This is a genomic window from Nesterenkonia sandarakina (assembly GCF_013410215.1).
Classification (GTDB): domain Bacteria; phylum Actinomycetota; class Actinomycetes; order Actinomycetales; family Micrococcaceae; genus Nesterenkonia; species Nesterenkonia sandarakina.
This window is the reverse complement of the sequence record NZ_JACCFQ010000002.1, coordinates 1-18853: the sequence shown is the minus strand read 5'-3', so window position 1 is coordinate 18853 and position 18853 is coordinate 1. Positions and strand designations below refer to the sequence as shown.

15 protein-coding genes are annotated in these 18853 nt (G+C 60.8%); 5 read left to right on the top strand and 10 right to left on the bottom strand.

What is annotated here, in order from left to right; genetic code table 11:
- Positions 1 to 75: 75 nt before the first annotated feature.
- From HNR11_RS13380 to HNR11_RS13335, 10 genes are all read right to left on the bottom strand, one after another.
- Positions 76 to 654: a PIN domain-containing protein gene (locus tag HNR11_RS13380; protein ID WP_179443044.1), complete on the bottom strand. Its 579-nt coding sequence runs from the start codon at positions 652 to 654 to the stop codon at positions 76 to 78.
- A 37-nt stretch (positions 655 to 691) separates the two neighbouring features.
- Complete coding sequence (locus HNR11_RS13375; RefSeq protein ID WP_179443043.1) at positions 692 to 1204, bottom strand: excisionase family DNA-binding protein; 513 nt, start codon at positions 1202 to 1204, stop codon at positions 692 to 694.
- Between the two features lie 1223 nt (positions 1205 to 2427).
- A complete protein-coding gene (locus HNR11_RS13370) occupies positions 2428 to 3357 on the bottom strand; it encodes a nucleotidyl transferase AbiEii/AbiGii toxin family protein (RefSeq protein ID WP_179443042.1) in 930 nt (309 codons plus the stop codon).
- On the bottom strand, positions 3347 to 3985 hold the full coding sequence (locus HNR11_RS13365; protein WP_179443041.1) for a type IV toxin-antitoxin system AbiEi family antitoxin domain-containing protein: 639 nt from the start codon (positions 3983 to 3985) through the stop codon (positions 3347 to 3349). The genes HNR11_RS13370 and HNR11_RS13365 overlap by 11 nt, the downstream gene beginning before the upstream one ends.
- Positions 3986 to 4451: 466 nt before the next feature.
- Positions 4452 to 5315 (bottom strand): ribokinase, encoded by an 864-nt coding sequence (locus HNR11_RS13360; RefSeq protein ID WP_246310690.1) that lies wholly within the window; start codon positions 5313 to 5315, stop codon positions 4452 to 4454.
- Positions 5316 to 5359: 44 nt separating this feature from the next.
- Positions 5360 to 6319: a C-terminal binding protein gene (locus HNR11_RS13355; protein WP_179443039.1), complete on the bottom strand. Its 960-nt coding sequence runs from the start codon at positions 6317 to 6319 to the stop codon at positions 5360 to 5362.
- Positions 6320 to 6346: 27 nt separating this feature from the next.
- Positions 6347 to 7087 (bottom strand): HpcH/HpaI aldolase family protein, encoded by a 741-nt coding sequence (locus tag HNR11_RS13350; protein ID WP_179443038.1) that lies wholly within the window; start codon positions 7085 to 7087, stop codon positions 6347 to 6349.
- A gap of 52 nt (positions 7088 to 7139) precedes the next feature.
- Entirely contained in the window at positions 7140 to 8411 is a 1272-nt protein-coding gene (locus HNR11_RS13345) for a TRAP transporter large permease (RefSeq protein ID WP_179443037.1), read from the bottom strand.
- A complete protein-coding gene (locus HNR11_RS13340) occupies positions 8411 to 8950 on the bottom strand; it encodes a TRAP transporter small permease (protein WP_179443036.1) in 540 nt (179 codons plus the stop codon). Before HNR11_RS13340 ends, HNR11_RS13345 begins: the two co-directional genes overlap by 1 nt.
- A complete protein-coding gene (locus HNR11_RS13335; RefSeq protein ID WP_179443035.1) occupies positions 8947 to 9990 on the bottom strand; it encodes a TRAP transporter substrate-binding protein in 1044 nt (347 codons plus the stop codon). Before HNR11_RS13335 ends, HNR11_RS13340 begins: the two co-directional genes overlap by 4 nt.
- 171 nt (positions 9991 to 10161) lie before the next feature.
- Between HNR11_RS13335 and HNR11_RS13330 the strand changes: the two genes are divergently transcribed.
- The 5 genes from HNR11_RS13330 to HNR11_RS13310 all read left to right on the top strand — a co-directional run.
- Positions 10162 to 10824 carry a GntR family transcriptional regulator gene (locus HNR11_RS13330; protein ID WP_179443034.1) on the top strand — a complete coding sequence of 221 codons (663 nt, stop codon included), beginning with the start codon at positions 10162 to 10164 and terminating at the stop codon, positions 10822 to 10824.
- An 854-nt stretch (positions 10825 to 11678) separates the two neighbouring features.
- The gene (locus tag HNR11_RS13325; RefSeq protein WP_179443033.1) at positions 11679 to 13784 is read left to right on the top strand and encodes a BCCT family transporter; all 2106 of its coding nucleotides are present in this window, start codon (positions 11679 to 11681) and stop codon (positions 13782 to 13784) included.
- A 486-nt stretch (positions 13785 to 14270) separates the two neighbouring features.
- Positions 14271 to 17066: a hydrogen gas-evolving membrane-bound hydrogenase subunit E gene (gene mbhE, locus HNR11_RS13320; protein ID WP_179443032.1), complete on the top strand. Its 2796-nt coding sequence runs from the start codon at positions 14271 to 14273 to the stop codon at positions 17064 to 17066.
- The gene (locus HNR11_RS13315) at positions 17063 to 17518 is read left to right on the top strand and encodes a sodium:proton antiporter (protein ID WP_179443031.1); all 456 of its coding nucleotides are present in this window, start codon (positions 17063 to 17065) and stop codon (positions 17516 to 17518) included. The genes mbhE and HNR11_RS13315 overlap by 4 nt, the downstream gene beginning before the upstream one ends.
- A gap of 191 nt (positions 17519 to 17709) precedes the next feature.
- Positions 17710 to 18853 (top strand): proton-conducting transporter transmembrane domain-containing protein (locus HNR11_RS13310; protein WP_179443030.1); only part of this gene is annotated, 1144 nt, incomplete at its 3' end.

Sequence of the window (18853 nt, the reverse complement as noted above, 5' to 3'; positions counted from 1 at the left end):
ACGGCCCAGAGGTCGGTTTGCCAGCGGGATGATGTCTAGATGCCCCACTTTAGGCAAAGGCTGTCGCTGAATGCCTCAGACCGAGTCATCCAGTAGTTCAGCGACCTCAATCATCCGGTGCTTGGCTGCTAGTAGATCAAGGATCTGTTGTGGCGTTCGCGGAGGAGCGGCGGACCTATTCGCAAGAGCATGGAGCGCCCGGGCTCCTGCCTCGAGGTGCGCAACCACGGTGTTAGCGGCAAAAGTCTGAGGTGGCAGGATCTCGACCTCAGCAGAAGCCAGTGTTGGAGATTGATCGAATCCTGCTCGTCGATCATCAGTGACTATGGCGTCAGCCTTCCCCATGATGGCCGCATGGGCCACGTGGCCATCATCAGGATCCAGCAGTTGATAGTGGGCGTAGTCCCCACTCTTGGGGGCTTCAATGCATGCCCCCGGGAATGCACGCTGCATCTGAGTAAAAAGATGACGCCGACGGCCTACACTATTCGGGACTTCTCGTGCGGCGTCTAATCTCGCGAGGACGTAGTCCAACTCATGAAGTATCCCGGTACCCCAGAGCGGCGAGTAAGTCTGTTCGGCCGCCAGTTGTAGAAGGAAATCCCGCTGAAGGCCGGGGACTAAGGCGCACGTATCTAGAACGGCACGGTACATGCGCCTCAGTATCCCATCGACCTAGTGCTCGAGCGGCTTACTGGACCCTCTTCGCCTGGTCCAGAAGTTCGGAGACCTGGTCCTCGTCGACGTCTTCGTAGGCGGCCGCCGACTCAGCGATAAAGTCCCTGCGTCGAGTCTTCAGCTCATCGCGGTACCGCAGAACGTCTTTCAGCTTCAGCTTCCGGCGGTTCTTCCCAGGAATCGAGGCGTCGAGTTCACCCTCATCGATGAGCTTCACCACCGTTGGGCGACTCAGGCCGAGCACTTCAGCAGCCTGCTGGGTCGTGATCTCTTGCTCACGAGCCAGAACACTGACTGAGTGACCTCTAGAGAGGGCATCCGTGATTTCCCTGAGCATCTGATGCATCTGCTCAGTGAGCTCAATTCGGTCGTGTTCGTCAGCGCCAGAGAGAAAATAGCGAGGCGAAGGCAAGGCACCATGTCGCGCCTCATGTGCATCGAGGAAACTGAGGACCTGAGCGGCGGTCTCACTCTCGGTGATGGCCTCAGAGGAACCACTTGGATGGGGCTTCTGTAGTGCACTCATGGGGGACCTCCTCAGGTTCAGTAGCTCCGATTGTAGCCGTCTTACGAAAGTTACGAAACCAGCTCTTGGCTGGCCCTCGATTCGGACAACCTGGCTCGAATCTGTTCGTGCCGGGGCAGGGCAGCCGAAAAACGCTACGGCCTTGTCGTCTCGGGGACTGCCTAGTCAGTCTTTGTCCAACGGGCTGTTGGACCCTCCAGGGCGCGCGGGAGAAGTCCGAGGATCACAGTGTGTCAGGCGCGCAAACCTGGCGTCCTTGAAGCGCCCGCACACGCCGGCGGGACGGGGCGCTCACGCGATGATGCTCCTAGAGGCCCTGTTCCTCAGATCGGTCTGCGGCGATAAACGCACGTGCAGCTGCCAAAACGACAGGCCCCGTCTGCTCAGGTGGCCCACTACGAAGGAGTACCGCTGGAGTTGAGTCACCCAGGTCGGGATTTAGCCCGGAGAACCATGCCCGGACTACTGGCGCCGGGTAGTTCTCATGGAGAATCGCTGCAACCAAGTACGCACTGCGAAGACGCCCCATGGTCGCCGCGGAAGGCCTGCGTTCGCCCTCGACCCACTGGCGCACCGCTCGAGTTTCTTTGACTGGACCGATGTCTGCCACGAGCTGGAAACCCAGTAGCTCCCGCAGCTCGTACACCAGTTCATTATCGGCAAGCTCGACGGATTTGCGGTGAGCCCGCCGGTCAGCCGGCTCAGGTGCTGTGAACGACATGACGTTGAGCATCCCATGCTGACCATTCAATATCAATGGCGCAACCACATGCGCAATCACACCCGATATGCCGATAATCTATCTTATGTCAGGTTGTCGGTCCGTAGGCGGGCCTTCCAGCGCGCCTGCTGCACGTCTGGGTTCTGCATCATCAGCACCATCCGGGTTTTGTCGTGGCCGTATCGAGGATCCACGACCCCAGCGGACGCGCACCGAGATATGTACGACACGTAGGCGACCGGCGAAGGGTGGGACTTGCCCTCGGCGGGTGGGATCTTCCGAAGTATGGCCCCGCGAATCAGATCCCACGACCTCGATGTAGCGCTCCATCTGTCTCGCGAGCAGAGCGACGAGTCCAACAGCCTCCGCTGACCCAGAAAACCATCTGGTGTGACTAGTTCGGGATGCGATAGCGTCGCGCTCATCATCATCACGATCACCTTCGTCACCGCCGGGCTCGCCGCGGTCGTCGCCGTGGTCCCCGTGGGCGCTGTCCCCTGAACTAGTTGACTGTGGAGGCTGGACCCCAGCCTGTCTCGGGTGACCACGTCATGTTCGTCCTAGGCTCTGCAGCCGCTATAGCAGGATCGATCAGGCGCCGAACATGATCCGTGGCGGCGTGAACCGTGGTGAGCCCCGAACACAGCTCGGTTGCTCGCGCGAGAACACTGAACCGTGGCCCCCAGGTATCAGGAACAGAGAACGTCTTGATTCTGTCCTCACCACGCAGTAGACGCTCTGCCTCCAACGCTTGACGCAACTGCAGGAGATCGACTGTCTGAGTCCGGGAGAGTACTACCAAGTCCACTAGATCCTTCTCGCGTGTGGATCGCCCATGACCATAGGTCTGAACGGTGGCCCACACCTTGTCAGCAATCTGGTCAGCCACGGGAAACAAGCGATATGGCGAGCTCGGCACATCTTTCGCGAGCAATAGGCGGTTCGATGGATGCCGGACCTCCACCTCCCCGGTGGGCGCCTGCTCTACAGCGAGATCGACCTTCACGTCATCGATTCGCTTCCCCGTATCGATATCTATACAGGTGAAGACCACCTGCCGGGCCTGCACGTTCGGCTGATTGTTCCCTCCCCCAGTGGGATGGGAAGACTTAAAATTGAACTCCACATGGTCACCCAAGTCCCGATGGGACACTTCGATCAACGCTGCCTGAGCCTCTTCGAGCTCCTTCTCGGTGGTGACCAGATCTACGTCCTTGGTGGCACGAGAATTCGGCACCCGCGCGAGCAACCCGGTCCCTCCCTTGAGCGTCCATTCGTTGTCCTCGGAACTGGCGAAAACACGGCTGAGGAAACGATCCGACACGGCGAAACGCATATGAGCGTCCACGCTCGCCGTCGAGTCCTTCTTCGCCGCTTCCTTCAAAGCGGAGGCGAGTGCTTTCCAACTGCTATAGGTATCTCTACTTGTCATCTATGCCCGCCTCCTCGAAGAGCCTCTTGCGCAACTGTTCACCGGATGCGGCTCGATTGCGTCTGGCCAGTGGTTGCAGATACGACGAGAGCCCGGACACCGACGCTATAAGCCCCTTGCCATGAGCTTCAGCGATCAGGTCACCGACCAGTGAGAGCTCTTGGTTGAGCTCGACCAGATCTGCGATCATGCGCTCCACGGTCATGGCGGCCATCCCGTCGACATGTGTGATCTCCGACCGGGTGAGTTCTCGCACGCGTAGGCGGACGCCTCTCATCCTTGTCCCTCGTCGCCGTGGCACCACGAAGTCATACAGGTCTAGATAAAAATCCCCCACACCGTGAAGCTCCGCGGCAGTCGTTCCTGCCGCAACGACACGGGGGGCACCATCCTCAGCCTTGAGGTGACCTCCCAGCGCGAGCCACGTCGCACGCAGCATGTCGTGTTCTCCAGTGGGGGCTCCGACGACCCGGTACACACCTTGGGTCATGCGTTCCAAAGCTCCGGCCGAGACCAGCCGCGACAGTTGGGGAGCACTGACTCCGACTCCAGAGGCTTGAGCGGCGGTGAACATGCCCCACCGGTCCTCGGCCAGAACCCCAATAGCCGCCATCGTCGACGCACTCATGACAACAATATTAACGTATAGAGCAATAAACGTTGTACTAGTCAGCCTTGCAGTGCTATTGAGAGTCGGGTGCACCTTGCGTACAAGAATGGGCACCCTGGCCAAGAAGGACCCCAGTGCACATACATCGCCACGTCAGAAGCCTCACGCCTACGGTGCCTTCTAGGAAGGCGCGGCAGGGCCGCGCCACCTCCCATTGGTGAGGCACCATGCTTGACCGGTGCTCGAAGAGCGTCGCCGGCAGTAGTTAAACGTGCCGTCAGGACCCGACCATCGAACCTCCAAAGCACCGAGCGAAAGATGCTTCGTAGTGAGGTGTCCCGTGGGCTCACCACGAAATGACCGTGCGATGCTCAGACCGCTGCTGCGCGTCCTTCACCAAAAGCCTGGGGGCCGAGCCGGCCTCGCTGAATAAGCTCGACGGCGGCCAGACCGGACAGGCCAGGTCGGCCACGTGCAGCTTCGGCTAGTCCCTGTGGAGCTCGAAGTACGCAGCCATCGCCCCGGGGTGCTCGGCGGTCCGTCCAGCGAACCTCGCCGCCTGACCGATAGCGTCTGCGTAACTGCACCCATCGGTGAGTGCCGCCACCATGACACCCGCGAAGGCATCTCCACAGCCAGTGGTATCGCGAACCTTCACTCTCTCGGCGGGAACATGGACGGCCGCGGCGTCACGCTGGAGTACGGTGGCACCGTCTCCACCCTGGGTGACCACCACCGCTTCGACGCCGAGATGATCGGCAATATCTCCGAGCTCTCGCCACCCCTCCCCCGCGATCGCGTCAGCTTCGCCTTCATTGACGATCAACACGTCCACCAGATCCTTTTCGAGTGCCGCGTCGAGTCCGGGTGAGGCGTTTAGTGCCACCTTCACACCGTGAGCACGGGCCCTGGCGGCGAACCTCATCACTTGGTCTTCGGGGACCTCGAGACTCAGCAGGCACCAGCGAGCTTCTTCGAAGACTTCTTCGGGAATCTCGTCGACAGTTTCCTTGGTGTTGGCTCCGGGGTCCACGACGATGGTGTTCTCCCCATCGGAGCGCACGTAGATATACGCGGTCCCGGTGGGCACGATCGGCTCGGTGCGCACCAGAGTAGTGTCGGCGCCGGCCGCGTCGAGGGCGAGCCTGGCAGCCTCGCCGGCAGGATCATCTCCTACTGCACCGATCATGTGCACCCTGGCGCCATGTAGCGCTGCTGCCGCGGCCTGGTTCGCACCTTTGCCCCCGGTCGCTCGAGCTGAGCCGTGGGCTTTGAGGGTCTGCCCCGGAGAGGGGAAGACTGAGACCTGGAGTGCGATGTCCTCATTGATAGACCCGTACACCAGCATCCGACCGGCAGACGATCCGGACGGTGGATTTTGCGTTTCAGTTCTCAACGGTTGACCTGACACCGGAGTGGCTGTCCTGAGAGTGCCCGATTGATCTCTGCGGCAGCGTAGTCCTGCATATTACGCAGAGACTGGGCGGAATAGAACGCGGCGTGTGGGGTCAACACCGTTCGCGGAGCCTGCCGGACCGGATGGTTGGCGGCTAGGGGCTCTTCTTCGAAGACATCGAGTCCGAGCCCTCCTAGGTGGCCGGACTCGGTCAATGCGGCGGCCGCGAGGGTGTCCAGCAGTGGACCGCGGGCGGTGTTGATCACAATGGTCCCAGGGTTAGTGCGCCGCAGCGCTGTTTCATCGAGGATGTGGTGCGTCTCCGGAGTCAGCGGAGCATGCAGCGAGAGAATATTCGCTTCTTCCAGGAGGTGATCGAAGCCGACTTGTTCGATTCCATGCTGCTCCAGCGTGTGAGCATCGGCGTAGGGGTCATAGGCGATGAGCTTGGCGCCGAAGCTGGACATCCTGGAAGCCACCAGCCGCCCGATCGTGCCGGTGCCGATCAGACCGAACGTCACGTCACTCAGCGCAGGGATCTCTCCAATCTCGCGGGCGGAGATCCACCCGTTGCTGGGGCCGCGCAGCGTCTGGTCATACTCGAGAGTCCGGCGCAACACCGTGAGGGCGAGCATGACCGTGTGGTCGGCGACCGTGTCGGAGCCGTAGTCGGGGATGTTGCAGACCCGAACCCCGTGGCGGGTGGCTGCCTCGACGTCGATGGTGTCGTACCCGACGCCGTAGCGGATCACGGTCGCGTTCTTCGCCAGTCCGCGCAGCACACGCTCGGTGATCGGGGCAAACGCGAGCAGCACGACGTCCGCACCTTCGGTGATGCTTACGACCTCGTCCTCATCGCGCGTGTTGTGGACGCTGAACCCAGCCCCGCGTGCTGTGGTGGCTTCTTGTTCGGCTGTGAGGTGGGGGAATTCGTGATCGGTAACGACGACGCGCATGGGGCTCTTTCTCTCGTGCAGTGGGGTTCAGTGGCGTGCGGTGGTCAGCTCGTGTGCGAAGGCTCCACGGGCAGCCAGCACGTCGATAGCTGAGGTCACGACCGTGAAACCTTGCGCCGCCCGTGTCTGGGCTTCTGCGCCGGAGCCGCAGTGGATTGCTGCAACCAGCCCGTGGTGTTCGACACGGGTGCGGATGTCCTCGATGGTGGTCTCGATCTCGACGTGGGGGACCCCCGGGGTGTGTCCCAGGGCGAACGCCAAATCTGAGGGACCGATGTAGATGCCGTCGATTCCGGGGACGGTGCAGATCTCCTCCAGAGCATCGAGGCCGGCTTTGTTCTCGATCATGACCAACAGTTGTGGCCGTCTGGTGCTGTCGGTGGGGTCCGGGGAGCCGGTCACCAGGTCGGCGGTGGGTCCCCAGGAGCGTTCCCCCACTGGTGGGTAGTTCAGAGCGCGCACGCACTCTGCCGCGTCGGCGGCCGAGGAGATGAGAGGCACGATGACGGTGTCGACTCCTGCGTCGGCTAGGGCGCCGAGTTCGGCGAAGTCCACTTTGGTGCACCGCACGGTGACCTGGGCGTCACCGGCGCTGCGGATGGCGCGTGCTAAGACCGGGACGTCGTGCTGGGCGATGTAGCCGTGCTGTCGATCCAGGGCTACGTAGTCATAGCCTTCGGCCGAGGCGGCTGCGGCGAGTTCTGGGCTGGGCAGCATCATCCACATGCCAAATGAGGCGGTGGCATGTGCGGTGGTGGGAGCAGTCATGAAGGGTCTTCTTTCGATCGGGTTCAAGTGTCGAAGGCAAGTTCGAGGGGTGTTAGCTGATGAAGGTCATCGTCAATGCCGGGATGAAAGCGACCAGCAGGCACGCGCCGGTCAAGAGTGCGAAGCCAGGCAGTACCGCGACGAAGGTCTTCTCACTGGTGGTGCCCGCGGTCTTCGCGGCGACGAACAGGTTCGCCCCCAGTGGTGGGGAGATGAAGCCCAGGGCGAGCAACATGATCAGCACTACCCCGATCTGGATGGGGTCCATGCCGATCTCAGCCATCACGGGCACCAAGATGGGCGCTGTGATGGTGACCGCGGCGATGGTTTCCATGAACGCGCCCAAGAGCAGCATGAAGAGCGTGATGATGAGCATGATGATCACCGGGTTGGTCGAGACTGAGGTCAGCGCGTCAATGGCGTAGGTCGGGGCGTCAGCGATTGTCAGCAGGAGCGCAAACACAGCGGCACTGGCGACGATCACCATCAGGGCGCTTGAGGTGGTGGCGGCGTTGACGATGGTGTGGAACAAGGTCCGGAGGGTGAGCTCGCGGTAGAGCAGAGTCGAGAGTGCGGTCCCGAAGACCACGGCGACCACGGCCGCCTCGGTGGGAGTGAAGATCCCACCGTAGATCCCGCCAAGGATGATCACCGGGAGCGCAAGGGCGCCTTTGGCCTGGTTCAGCGAACCAAATCGTTCCCGTAGGGAGTGCTTCGGGGTTCCCTCGATGCCGTGTCGGCGGGCATGCGTCACGACCCAGATGATCAGGAGAGCTCCCATGATGAGTCCCGGGATGATGGCGGCGAGGAAGAGGTCGCCGATGCTGGTGCCAGTGATGACGCCAAAGATGACCAGTGGAATCGATGGTGGAAGGACGACACCCATGGTGCCGGCGGCGGCGATAAGAGCAGCGGCGAATGTCTTGCTGTACCCGTATTTGACCATCTCAGGGATCATGATCCCTCCCACGGCGGCCACGGTTGCTGGTCCAGAGCCAGAGATCGCGGAGAAGAACATAGCCGTGAGGACAGCCGCAACACCAATTCCTCCCTTGATATGTCCAACCCACGCAGTGGCAACAGCGAAGAGTCGCTGCGAGATCCCTCCTCGACCCATGATCAGACCAGCGAGGATGAAGAAAGGCACCGCCAAGATCGGGAAGGAGTCGTTGGCTGTGGTCAAGGTATGGGCCAGCAGACCCATGGAGAGACCATGATCGAAGGCGAAGATAAACACGATGGACGAGAGCAGCAGCGCATAGGCAATCGGCAGCCCGATAGCGATCGCGCCGAGAAGAACCAGACACAGGGTGAGGACATCCATTACTGGCCACCTTCTTCAGTCTTCGCCTCATACGGGGTGCGCCAGAGTTTGACGCTGATTTGGATCAATCGGAGGCTGGCCACGGTCATCCCTGCCGGCAGAGACAGGTAGATGATCCACATCGGGATTCCCATGGCCGGTGAGCTTTGACCGAGGTCGAACAAGGTGTAGACCATGAATGCTGCGGCGAGGCCAATGAGGATGTTGGTGAGCAACAGAACCCCATATGTCATCTGGGATAGACCACGGCGGACTCGTGGGGAGAAGCGACTGATCGCAGCGTCGACGATCACGTGTTCTCCACGCAGAGTGACCGATCCGAGCCCCACGAAAACCAGCCACACAAAGAGGTACCGGGAGAGCTCCTCGCTCCAGGTGAAGGATGCACTGAAGAAGTACCGGGCGATAACCTGCGCGAAAAGGGTGATGACCATGATGATCAGGGCGCATGCTGTCAGCACCTCCTCGGGGGCATATCGCTGCCGCTGTGTCGGCACCGTAGCGTCCGGGACGCTGGACGCAGTCTCGACGGTGTTCATGCAGCCTCCTCGACGGCGCTGTAGAGCTGTTCGACCATGCTCTGACCGACCAATGCCTCGATGTAGCCTTCAGCAGCCCGTTGCATCTGCGGAGCAAATGCCTCGCGTTGGCTCTGTTCGAGTTCTACGACTTCGACTCCAGCATCCTGAATGGTCTCCAGTGCGCTCTGGTCTGCCTGCTCTCCGAGATCCCGACAGTAATCGCGGGTATCAAGAGCAGCTTGGGACACAAGATCTTGCAGGCTGCTGGGAAGGCCGGAGTAGAAGTCCCGGTTCATCAGAAATGGGCTTGGGTTATACAAGTGTCGAGTGAGCACGACGTATTGCTGGACTTCGTAGAACCGCTGAGACTCGATCAGCGGCAGCGGATTCTCCTGGGCCTGGATAGTGCCCTGCTGGAGACCGACATACACTTCGCCAAACGCCATGGGAGTCGGATTAGCCCCAACAGCCTGCCAAGCGCGGATGTGCGCGGTGTTCTCCAAGGTTCGAATGGAGAGATTCTCCACATCAGCGGGACCCTCTACTCGAGTACTGCGTGTGGTGAGGTTTCGGAACCCGTTGTCCCAATACGCCAGGCCCACCATCCCGAACTGATCAGCCCGGTCCAGGATGGACTGGCCGAAGGCGCTATCGACGGTGGCGTAGGCGTGCTCAGCAGAGTTGAACAGGAACGGGATCTCCCACAGGTTCATCTGTGGGATGAACGCAGCCAGCGGAGCTGCCGAGGGTAGGCCGACCTGCAAGTTGTTCAGCTGGACGTGCTCGATGACCTCACGGTCGCCGCCGAAGACACCATTGGGATGGACCTTGACCGAAATGCGTCCGTTGGAGCCTTCTTGGATGAGGTCTCGGAAATACAGGTACGAGGTGTGGTGGAAGTGATCCACCGTGGCGCCATGGCCGGCAGTAATGGTGAACTCGGCATCGCTGCGACCTTCTGGGGCGCACCCGGCCAGAGACGCCGCCACACCGGACAACCCCATGGCAGCCAGCAGAGTGCGCCTATGCACTCTTGTCCTGGCCAGTGATTCAAGCATCGTGGTTCTCACTCAACTTCGTCGGTAGAACAAACAAGGACTCAAAATGTAAACCGTTTACATTCCACGGTTGAGTGAATCACCTCACATCAGGTGCGTCAAGTCACTCCAGGTGGGATGCTCGGCTCCACCCGAAGAGCTGGATATGGCACGTACGACATAATGAGGGACATGGTTTTGGTTGGAACTCCCCTGCTTGGCTCCCAGCTTGCGCATCATTTGCGCCGCGGAATCTTGAGTGGAGAACTCGAACCGGATGCCCACCTGAAAGAAGTCCGTGTGGCAGAGACCTACGGTGTCAGCCGAGGGCCGGTCAGAGAAGCTCTGCGCGAGCTTGAACGCGACGGGATGGTCTACTCAGCGAGCCAGGGCTATCGCGTCTCCGCGCTGACCAGGGCCGATATCGAAGAGGTCTACTCCATCCGGTTCATGGTCGAAAGCATGGGCATTGAAGCCGCTCAATCCGCGGGGGTCGATTGGGGACGATTGACCTCTCTGGCGCGGGAGTTACTCGTTGCGGCTCAGGAGGGCGACCAGGAGCGCTTCGCGACGCTAGATATGGAGTTCCACCGGCACTTCTGCGAAGTGGGCGGAGGGAAGCGGCTACAGACCATCTGGGGCACAGTGGAGCCCACTCTGAGGGCGCTGTTCGAAATTAACCCGCTTCCGGCAGAGGGGCTCGTTGCCTCTGCTGAAGAGCACTTACTGCTCTGTCGCTACCTCGAGGCGGGTTCAGGTCAATGGAGAGAGATTCTGAAGAAGCACTTGGACGGTGCCGGAGAGCGCTTTCTCCACTCACTCGAGCAGCGCTCGATACGGCGCGAGGCCACTTGAGGTCTGCTTGGGGGGCATGAGTCCGTTTCACGGGGCTCGGCGGATCTCCTGCCGTCGACTGGTCCACGGCCCCAAGAAGGGTCACCACCGCGTGTCCCGCACTCCCCGGTATAGCGGTATTTATAACTACCTGTACCGCTCGATCCGACATCTTTGAGTACATGGGGACGGTGCGTGATTCTCACTCTGGAGGGGTGTGGTCTCAGTCAAGCGCCTTCAGGCCGGTCGGGGCCCTGAATTAGTCCTCTAGTCGAACCCTGACCGACGCCGCGTCGAGGCTATGAGACCCGACTTCCCCGATGCCGTGTTCGATAGACTACGAGGGACCCGTACCGGCGACCACAAACTGCGCGAAAGACCGGCATGTTTTGACTACAGCGGTCAGGGCCAACGCCGAATTGGTCGTTAAGATAACGAGAAAGACTTCCTGCCGTGTGCGGTGAAGCCTCATAAAATTCGCGTCTCGACTCCGGACGACTTTTTCTAGACTAGCTTGATTGGGCCAAATGGAGTCCAGGACTGTGTGTACACAGATTGTGTAGTACGTGAAGACCCCGATTGCGAGCGGCTCTCAGTACTGCGAAAGACCGGAGGCCTCTGGGCTTCCGATCCTTTCCCTGGCAGTATCCGAGAGACAAAAATGGTATTCACCCACGTCAGGGCGACTATCCCCACGTGCGCTCTCACCGCGGACGATGTGGTTCTCTCCATTCACTGCCGTCCGATCACCTTCCTGAAGCATCATCTGTGAGATCGAGTCGTGAACGTCTCGGCGTAAAGTAGAAAAGCTGTGAAATTGGAGAGTTCGCCGAACCATGATCGGAGAACACTTTCATCTGACTGAGGAGGACTTAATGGCTTCGCAACCCGAAGCTCGACTACGGGACTGGTCGCCAGCTGATGCCTGGCGCGGCCTGAACAAGCCCGTATTCATCCCGGCGGTGCTCATCATCGTCATCGGCCTGATCTTTGCCACCATCTGGGGCTCAGCCAACGGAGCCGATGCCTTTGAGACGCTCAACGCCACCATCGTGGACACGATCGGCTGGTGGTACGTCCTGATCGCCACCGGGTTCGTGGTCTTCGCCCTCTGGGCCGGCCTGTCCAAGGTGGGCAACATCCGGCTGGGCCGCGACGACGAGAAGCCTGAGTTCTCCCTGGGCTCCTGGTTCACCATGCTCTTCGCCGCCGGCATGGGCATCGGACTCGTCTTCTGGGGCGTGGCCGAGCCGCTGTGGCACTTCATCGCTCCCCCGGACGTCACCGGCGCCGTCGGCACCGACGCCGCTGGCGAGGTCGTGACCGCTGGGGATTCGGCGGCCATGGGCACCGCCATGGGCCAGTCGATCTTCCACTGGGGCCTGCACGCCTGGGCCATCTACGTGGTGGTCGGGCTGGGCCTGGCCTACATGACCTTCCGCCGCGGACGTCCGCTCTCGGTCCGCTGGCTGCTCGAGCCGATCTTCGGTCGCAAGCTGATCGAATCCTGGGTTGGGCACGTGATCGACGTGGTCGCCATCGTGGGCACGGTCTTCGGCATAGTGACCTCCCTGGGCATCGGCACGCAGCAGATCGCGGCCGGTCTGGGCTTCATGGGCTGGATCGAGGATCCTGCCAACACCGTCCTGCTGACCGTGATCATCGTGGTCATCATGGCGATCGCCACCTTCTCGGTGGTCTCCGGTGTGAACAAGGGCCTGAAGTGGCTCTCGAACTTCAACATGGTCATGGCCGCGATCCTGGCACTGTTCGTGCTCGTTGCAGGTCCCACGCTGTTCCTCGTGCAGGCCTTTGTGGGGAACCTCGGCGAGTACCTGATGGCCTTCCCGCAGCTGATGTTCGAGACCAGCGCCAACTACGTGGGCGGCGAGGATGCCGGCTGGTCCGGAGACTGGACCATCTATTACTGGGGCTGGTGGATGAGCTGGGCTCCGTTCGTGGGCATGTTCATCGCGCGGATCTCCCGCGGGCGCACCATTCGCCAGTTCGTCCTGGGCGTGCTGCTGGCTCCGACGCTGGTCAGCATCCTGTGGTTCACGATCTTCGGCTCCTCCGGCATCTACTACCAGATGACCGAGGGCGTGATGGTCCAGGACGGCAACGTCGACACCGTCGGCGCCACCTTCACCCTGCTCGAGCAGCTCCCGCTGGCCTCGATCACCGCCGTGGTGGCAATCCTGGTGATCGCGATCTTCTTCATCACCTCGGGAGACTCCGGATCACTGGTCACCGACGTGCTCTCCTACGGCGGGCGCACCGACACCCCGAAGCTCACCCGAGTGTTCTGGACCATCTTCATCGCGATCACCGCGATCGTGCTGCTGGCAGCCGGAGGCGAAGCCGCCGATGCGGCGCTGCGCGTGCTGCAGGTGACCTCCATCGCCGCGGCGGCTCCGCTGTCCATCGTGATGGTGCTCGCCGTGATCGCGCAGATCCGCATGTTCACCTACGAGACGCAGACCATGCCGCGCTATGTGCGGATCCGCCCCACGGCGAGCAAGACAGCGCTGGTCGACACAGCGCGTCACGGCGTCGAGGGAGACTCGACCCGGGAGGTCCACCGGAACCTCCGCTCCATGGTCACCGGCCAGCGCGCCGCCCTGAAGGGCTTCCTCGGCAGCACCTCGGCGACGCTCTCCGGACTGGAGAAGCCCACATCGAAGCAGGCGGACGCCCCCGAGGAGTTCTCCGCTGATGACATGGTCTTCGCGATCCAGGACGTGCCGGCCCACTCCACCGTGGTCAACCCGGAGACGGGCACCATCGGCTGGGATGAGGACGTGGCCTACCACGACCCGATCGCCGACCAGGTGTTCGAGACCCCGGAGTTCGCTGAATCCGCCACGGGCCAGCAGTGGGAGTCTGAGCAGATCTACGAAGAGGCCGTCGGGAACGGCGAGACCGAGTCGACTCCAACGCCGAGCTCTCCCGCGAGCGTCGAAGAGGCCCCTCAGCACTGATTCCGCGGATCGAGCTGCTGCTTTACGAGGCTCTGTCGAAGAGAGAGCGGGGCCCCAATCCCATGGAACTGGGGCCCCGCTCTCGTCTGGATGGGGCAGTGAACCTAGACGTGATGCACGAGGGCGCGGTGGAGGAGCTCACGGCAGTGAGGACAGTAGCCCCAGCGAGCTTTCAGCACTCCTAAGGCGTCGTTGGCGAACGGACCAAATTGGAAGGCAAGTGTGCTCACCACGCGGAGAAGGCGTCGTGTAGGTGTGAGTATTCGAGGGGGGTGACTGAACTCGGGCAAGTGTGTCCTGGTCGATGAGTCCCGCTAGGTGTTCTTGCAGAAGAAACACTTGGTAGTCGGAAGATATTGACATCGTCAAACGATAAGATGTAAAACCCGGAGATTTTGGTGCGCAGAAGGTCGAAGAGTACGCACCCCGTGACTCAGCGATATAAGTGCCACCAGGACGACACCCCTTAATCGGAAGGACGTGCTGATGACGCTGATGACGTCGCTATTGGTGATGCTCGTAGCCGTAGCTTTAGCAAGACCATTAGCCGCCCGCATGGGCCGCAATGCCGGTTACCCCATGGCTCTGCTCTTTCTAGCCTCGCTGGGTTTCATCCTCCGCGACGCGCACCAGGTTTTTAATGGAGATGTAGTCACCGGCGAGTGGACCTGGATCCCCACTTTCGACATAGCACTGAGGTTGCACCTCGACGGGCTGAGCCTCATTTTTACAATACTCGTGCTCGGTGTCGGGGCCTTGATCATGGTGTACTGCACTCACTACCTCAGCGATGAGTACGACCACGGGCGCTTGTACATGCTGTTGGCGATGTTCGCCACTGCAATGCTGGGCATGGTTCTCTCGGCAGATATTGTGCTGCTGTTCGTTTTCTTCGAGATCACAACGCTGTGCTCGTTCTTTCTTATCGGCGCACAAGGGCTCCACGAGGCACGCCCAGCAACGCGAGCATTCGTCATCACCGCCAGTGGCGGACTGGGTCTACTTGCAGCGGTGGTGCTGCTGTGGTCTGTCACCGGCACCACAGATCTCACACAGATCCTGGCTCGATCCGAGGAGGTTTCAGCATCAGCAGCAGCCCCCTGGATAGGGGGCTTGATCATCTTCGCCGCTGTCACCAAGTCAGCGCAGTTTCCCTTCCACTTCTGGCTCCCTGACGCGATGGTCGCGTTGACCCCGGTCAGCGCCTACCTCCACGCAGCCACACTGGTGAAGGCGGGGATCTATGTGTTGATGCGGTTCTCGCAGCCGTTCACTGATTTTATGTGGTGGACGGTGACTCTGGTGTTGATCGGATTGGTCACCACAGTCTTTGGTGCTGTCTTCGCTTTGAAACAGCACGACCTCAAAGCGTTGCTGGCCTATTCGACAGTGAGTCAGCTCGGGTGGATTGTCGCTCTCATCGGAGTTGGCACACCGGCGGCGTTGGCCGTCGCAGGTCTACATACTTTCTCTCACGCCTTATTTAAGGCGACCTTATTTATGCTGGTCGGGGTCATCGACAAAGAAGCAGGAAGTCGCGATATCAGGGAACTCTCTGGTCTCTATCGCGTGATGCCCGTGACTGCCACGTTGACTGGATTGGCAGCGCTCTCGATGGCGGGCCTGCCACCGTTCCTCGGGTTTGTGTCTAAGGAAGAGGCTTACTACGCCTTCTTGGAGCTTCCCGGAGTGTGGGGATGGGTGGCTGGTTTAACCGCTGTGACCTCAGCGGCGGTGACCTTCGCCTACGGTTTTCGCATTTGGTCAGGGGCTTTCGGCGGGGTCACCGTTCAAAAAAATCTTTACGAACCTCGGTGGGCCTTCCTCGCCCCGGCAGCGGTGCCGGCGTTGGGTGGACTAGTCCTGGGGATCTTCGTGGTCTATCTCAACCCCCTCTTCGACCGTTCTGCCCAGGCCACGGTCCTCGATGCCAACGCCTCGGCAGGGTTGAGTCTCTGGCCAGATAGCTTCGCATCTCCCGCCCTGTGGATGTCGGTCGCAACAGTCTGCCTGGGCCTGACGCTCTATGCCTTCAAAGATCCTGTAGACACTGTTTTGCAGAGGCTCTACCTGCCCATAAGCGGCGTGGCTGCATACGATGCCTGCTACACCGGGATCTTGCGGTTCAGCGAGCTGGTCAGTCGCCCGGCACGCACTGGGGTGCTCGCGAACCATCTGTTATGGCCACTGGGGTCCTTGGTGCTTCTCGCCGTGGGGGTGCTCTTCGCTGGGGACATCCAGGGCGCCCCTCCAGCTGCGACCTCCCGGCCTGAAGACTGGGTGGTAGTCGCGCTCACCGCTCTCGCTGCTCTGGGTCTGTGTTGGACTCGATCGAGGCTTGGCGCCGTCGCGATGCTGGGAGTGATCGGGTTCCTCATGGCTGGCTGGTTCATGCTGCTCGGAGGAGTGGACCTGGCCATGACCCAGTTATTGGTCGAGATCCTCACCGTGGCGGTAGCGGTGCTGGTGTTGCGGCGCCTGCCCGTCCTGTTCACCCCTGCACCAGGGCTTCGTCGCTGGGGAGGTCTCCTGGCAGCCTCCGTCCTCGGGGTGACCGCGGGGGCCGGCACCTGGCTGCTGACCGGCCGACGCGAACCCTCTGCTGCGGCTGAGTTCTTCGTAGCCGAGGCCGAGGAGCTCGCCGGCGGCACCAACCTGGTCAACACCATCCTTGTTGACTTCCGTGGCCTGGATACCTTCGGTGAAATCACAGTCCTCGCGGTGGCCGCCGTGGGGCTCCTGGCCTTGTTGCGCGGCGAATCCCCAGCCAATGAACGGACCGCCAGTATGGATCTTCCCGGGGATCGCACCGTATTGACTACAGCCACCAGAATCTTGGTGCCGCTCATCGGGTTGGTCTCGATCTGGTTGCTCTGGCGGGGACACTATGAACCAGGAGGAGGCTTCGTCGCAGCTCTAGTGGCCAGCCTGGCACTGGTGATGGCTCGACTGCCCCGACACGCTGCCGATCCTCCACCTATCAGGCCGGCTATTTTGTTGAGCTCCGGGCTCATCGTGGCAGTTGTGGGCGGACTCGTCGGATTGATCGAGGGATCCTTCCTGCGCCCAATACAAGGTGCGGTGGAAGTTGGCGGGTTCACCCAATCACTGACGACCTCACTGATCTTTGATCTGGGAGTCTTCTTTGCCGTACTTGGACTGGTCGCAGCCGCGCTCGATCGCCTCACCCGAGGTGCGGTACCCCCGTTGGAAGAACACCATGTGAGCTCAGCGACGGACAAAGAACATCGGGCAACGCGAAGGGAAGGTGTAAGCCGATGAGCGCAGCGATACTCGTCACCGTGCTCGTCACAGCAGGGGTGTACTTAGTACTTCAGCGAGGCCTGGTCCGCGTGGCGTTTGGCTTCGTAATGATTGGCCACGGGGTCAACGTGATCCTCCTCGCCGCAGGAGGAATGCACCAACGAGAGCCAGGCTATGTGGGGCAAGACACCGACCCCAGCGTCATCTCCGACCCGCTGGTCCAGGCATTCGCCCTGACCGCAATTGTGATCACCTTCGCGCTGACTGTCTACATGCTCGTCATGGCCGGACACGGAGCAGAAGACGACGGGACACCCTCGGATCATCCTCATCAGGACGACGCCGCAAGATATATATCTCCGACCCCGGAACAGAATGACCCCACCATGAACGCAGACATCGATCCTCTCGACAGCGGCACCATCGGGGAGTCACACACCGGGCACCTGGGCGGGGGGCATTACAGATGACTATGTCTCCGAACCTAGAAGCAGCCATCTCAATGCTATTGCCTGCGGCTTTATGGCTTCCGATCCTCGCCGCGGCTGCCTCCCTTATATTACGAAGGAGCAAGCTAGCCCAGCGCATCGCAGCAACCGCAGTGCACCTCACGATCTTCATCGGTGCTCTCTACTCATTTGCGCTCACTCGAGATGGCAGCGTGATCGCTGAACAGGTTTCAGGGTGGCCAGGTGGGGTCTCGATCCCCTTCGTGATGGATACCTTTGCCGGCCTCATGGTGGCCGTGGCCGCTTTGATGGTGCTGGTGTGCTCATTCTTTGCCATGACTACAGGTGACGATGAAGATCCCTACTTCCACCCGCTGGTGCTGATCCTCTCTGGTGGCGTCTACGGTGCGTTCTTAACCGGGGATCTGTTCAACCTCTTTGTGATGATCGAGGTAGCGCTCATCCCCTCTTATGTGCTGCTCAGTCGTAGTGGACGGGCCACCCAGATGAATGCTGGGCGCATCTACTTCGCAGTGAACCTGCTGGTGTCCGCGATGCTCTTAGCTGGTGTGGGGCTGGTTTACGGAACCGCAGGAACGGTCAACCTAGGAGAATTGGCAGGGGCCGCGCAGGAATCCACGGCAACGGCTCTGGCCATGGGAATCGTATTGCTCGCCCTAGGTGCCAAAGCCGCGCTGGTGCCGGTGCACACGTGGTTGCCTCGTTCCTATCCCTTCGCCTCTGTCGCAGTCAGCGCGTTGTTATCTGGTTTGCTGACCAAGATTGGCGTCTACGGCATCTTCCGTATCTACTCCGTGGTCTACAACGGAGACGCATCTCTGCAGTGGCTCTGGTTGATCGTCTTGCTTGCCACTATGACTGTGGGGGTATTCGGCGCTCTCGGGGAGAACGGCATGCGCTCGATTCTGAGCTTTCACATGACCAGCCAGGTTGGCTACATTCTGCTTCCCTTGGCGTTCTTTGGTCCTCTGGGTCTGACCGCCGGGATCTTCTATATGGTCCATCACATCATCGTCAAAGCCGCACTCTTTTTGGCCTGTGGCGCCGTGGAGCACCACGCCGGGACCGGAAAGCTTTCCCAGCTTGGCGGTTATGCCCGGCGTGAACCCGTTCTGGGTCTGGTGTTCTTGATTGCGGCCCTGTCGCTGGTCGGGGTCCCACCCTTCTCTGGCTTCATCGCCAAGATGTCTCTGATCTTGGCCGCGCTGGAAAGTGAGGCCTACATCGCGGCGGCTTTCGCAGTGCTGATTAGCCTATTCACCTTGCTCTCGATGTTGAAGATCTGGAACGGAGCCTTCTGGGGCGCCGACCCGGACCCGGTCCGCAGTGATACTC

Coding starts and splice junctions, on each gene's coding strand:
- HNR11_RS13345 (WP_179443037.1), bottom strand. CDS start 8,411: ATGGATGTCCTCACCCTGTGTCTGGTTCTTCTCGGCGCGATCGCTATC.
- HNR11_RS13370 (WP_179443042.1), bottom strand. CDS start 3,357: ATGACAAGTAGAGATACCTATAGCAGTTGGAAAGCACTCGCCTCCGCT.
- HNR11_RS13375 (WP_179443043.1), bottom strand. CDS start 1,204: ATGAGTGCACTACAGAAGCCCCATCCAAGTGGTTCCTCTGAGGCCATC.
- HNR11_RS13330 (WP_179443034.1), top strand. CDS start 10,162: ATGGTTTTGGTTGGAACTCCCCTGCTTGGCTCCCAGCTTGCGCATCAT.
- HNR11_RS13360 (WP_246310690.1), bottom strand. CDS start 5,315: ATGCTGGTGTACGGGTCTATCAATGAGGACATCGCACTCCAGGTCTCA.
- HNR11_RS13315 (WP_179443031.1), top strand. CDS start 17,063: ATGAGCGCAGCGATACTCGTCACCGTGCTCGTCACAGCAGGGGTGTAC.
- HNR11_RS13355 (WP_179443039.1), bottom strand. CDS start 6,319: ATGCGCGTCGTCGTTACCGATCACGAATTCCCCCACCTCACAGCCGAA.
- mbhE (WP_179443032.1), top strand. CDS start 14,271: ATGACGCTGATGACGTCGCTATTGGTGATGCTCGTAGCCGTAGCTTTA.
- HNR11_RS13350 (WP_179443038.1), bottom strand. CDS start 7,087: ATGACTGCTCCCACCACCGCACATGCCACCGCCTCATTTGGCATGTGG.
- HNR11_RS13380 (WP_179443044.1), bottom strand. CDS start 654: ATGTACCGTGCCGTTCTAGATACGTGCGCCTTAGTCCCCGGCCTTCAG.
- HNR11_RS13365 (WP_179443041.1), bottom strand. CDS start 3,985: ATGAGTGCGTCGACGATGGCGGCTATTGGGGTTCTGGCCGAGGACCGG.
- HNR11_RS13335 (WP_179443035.1), bottom strand. CDS start 9,990: ATGCTTGAATCACTGGCCAGGACAAGAGTGCATAGGCGCACTCTGCTG.
- HNR11_RS13325 (WP_179443033.1), top strand. CDS start 11,679: ATGGCTTCGCAACCCGAAGCTCGACTACGGGACTGGTCGCCAGCTGAT.
- HNR11_RS13340 (WP_179443036.1), bottom strand. CDS start 8,950: ATGAACACCGTCGAGACTGCGTCCAGCGTCCCGGACGCTACGGTGCCG.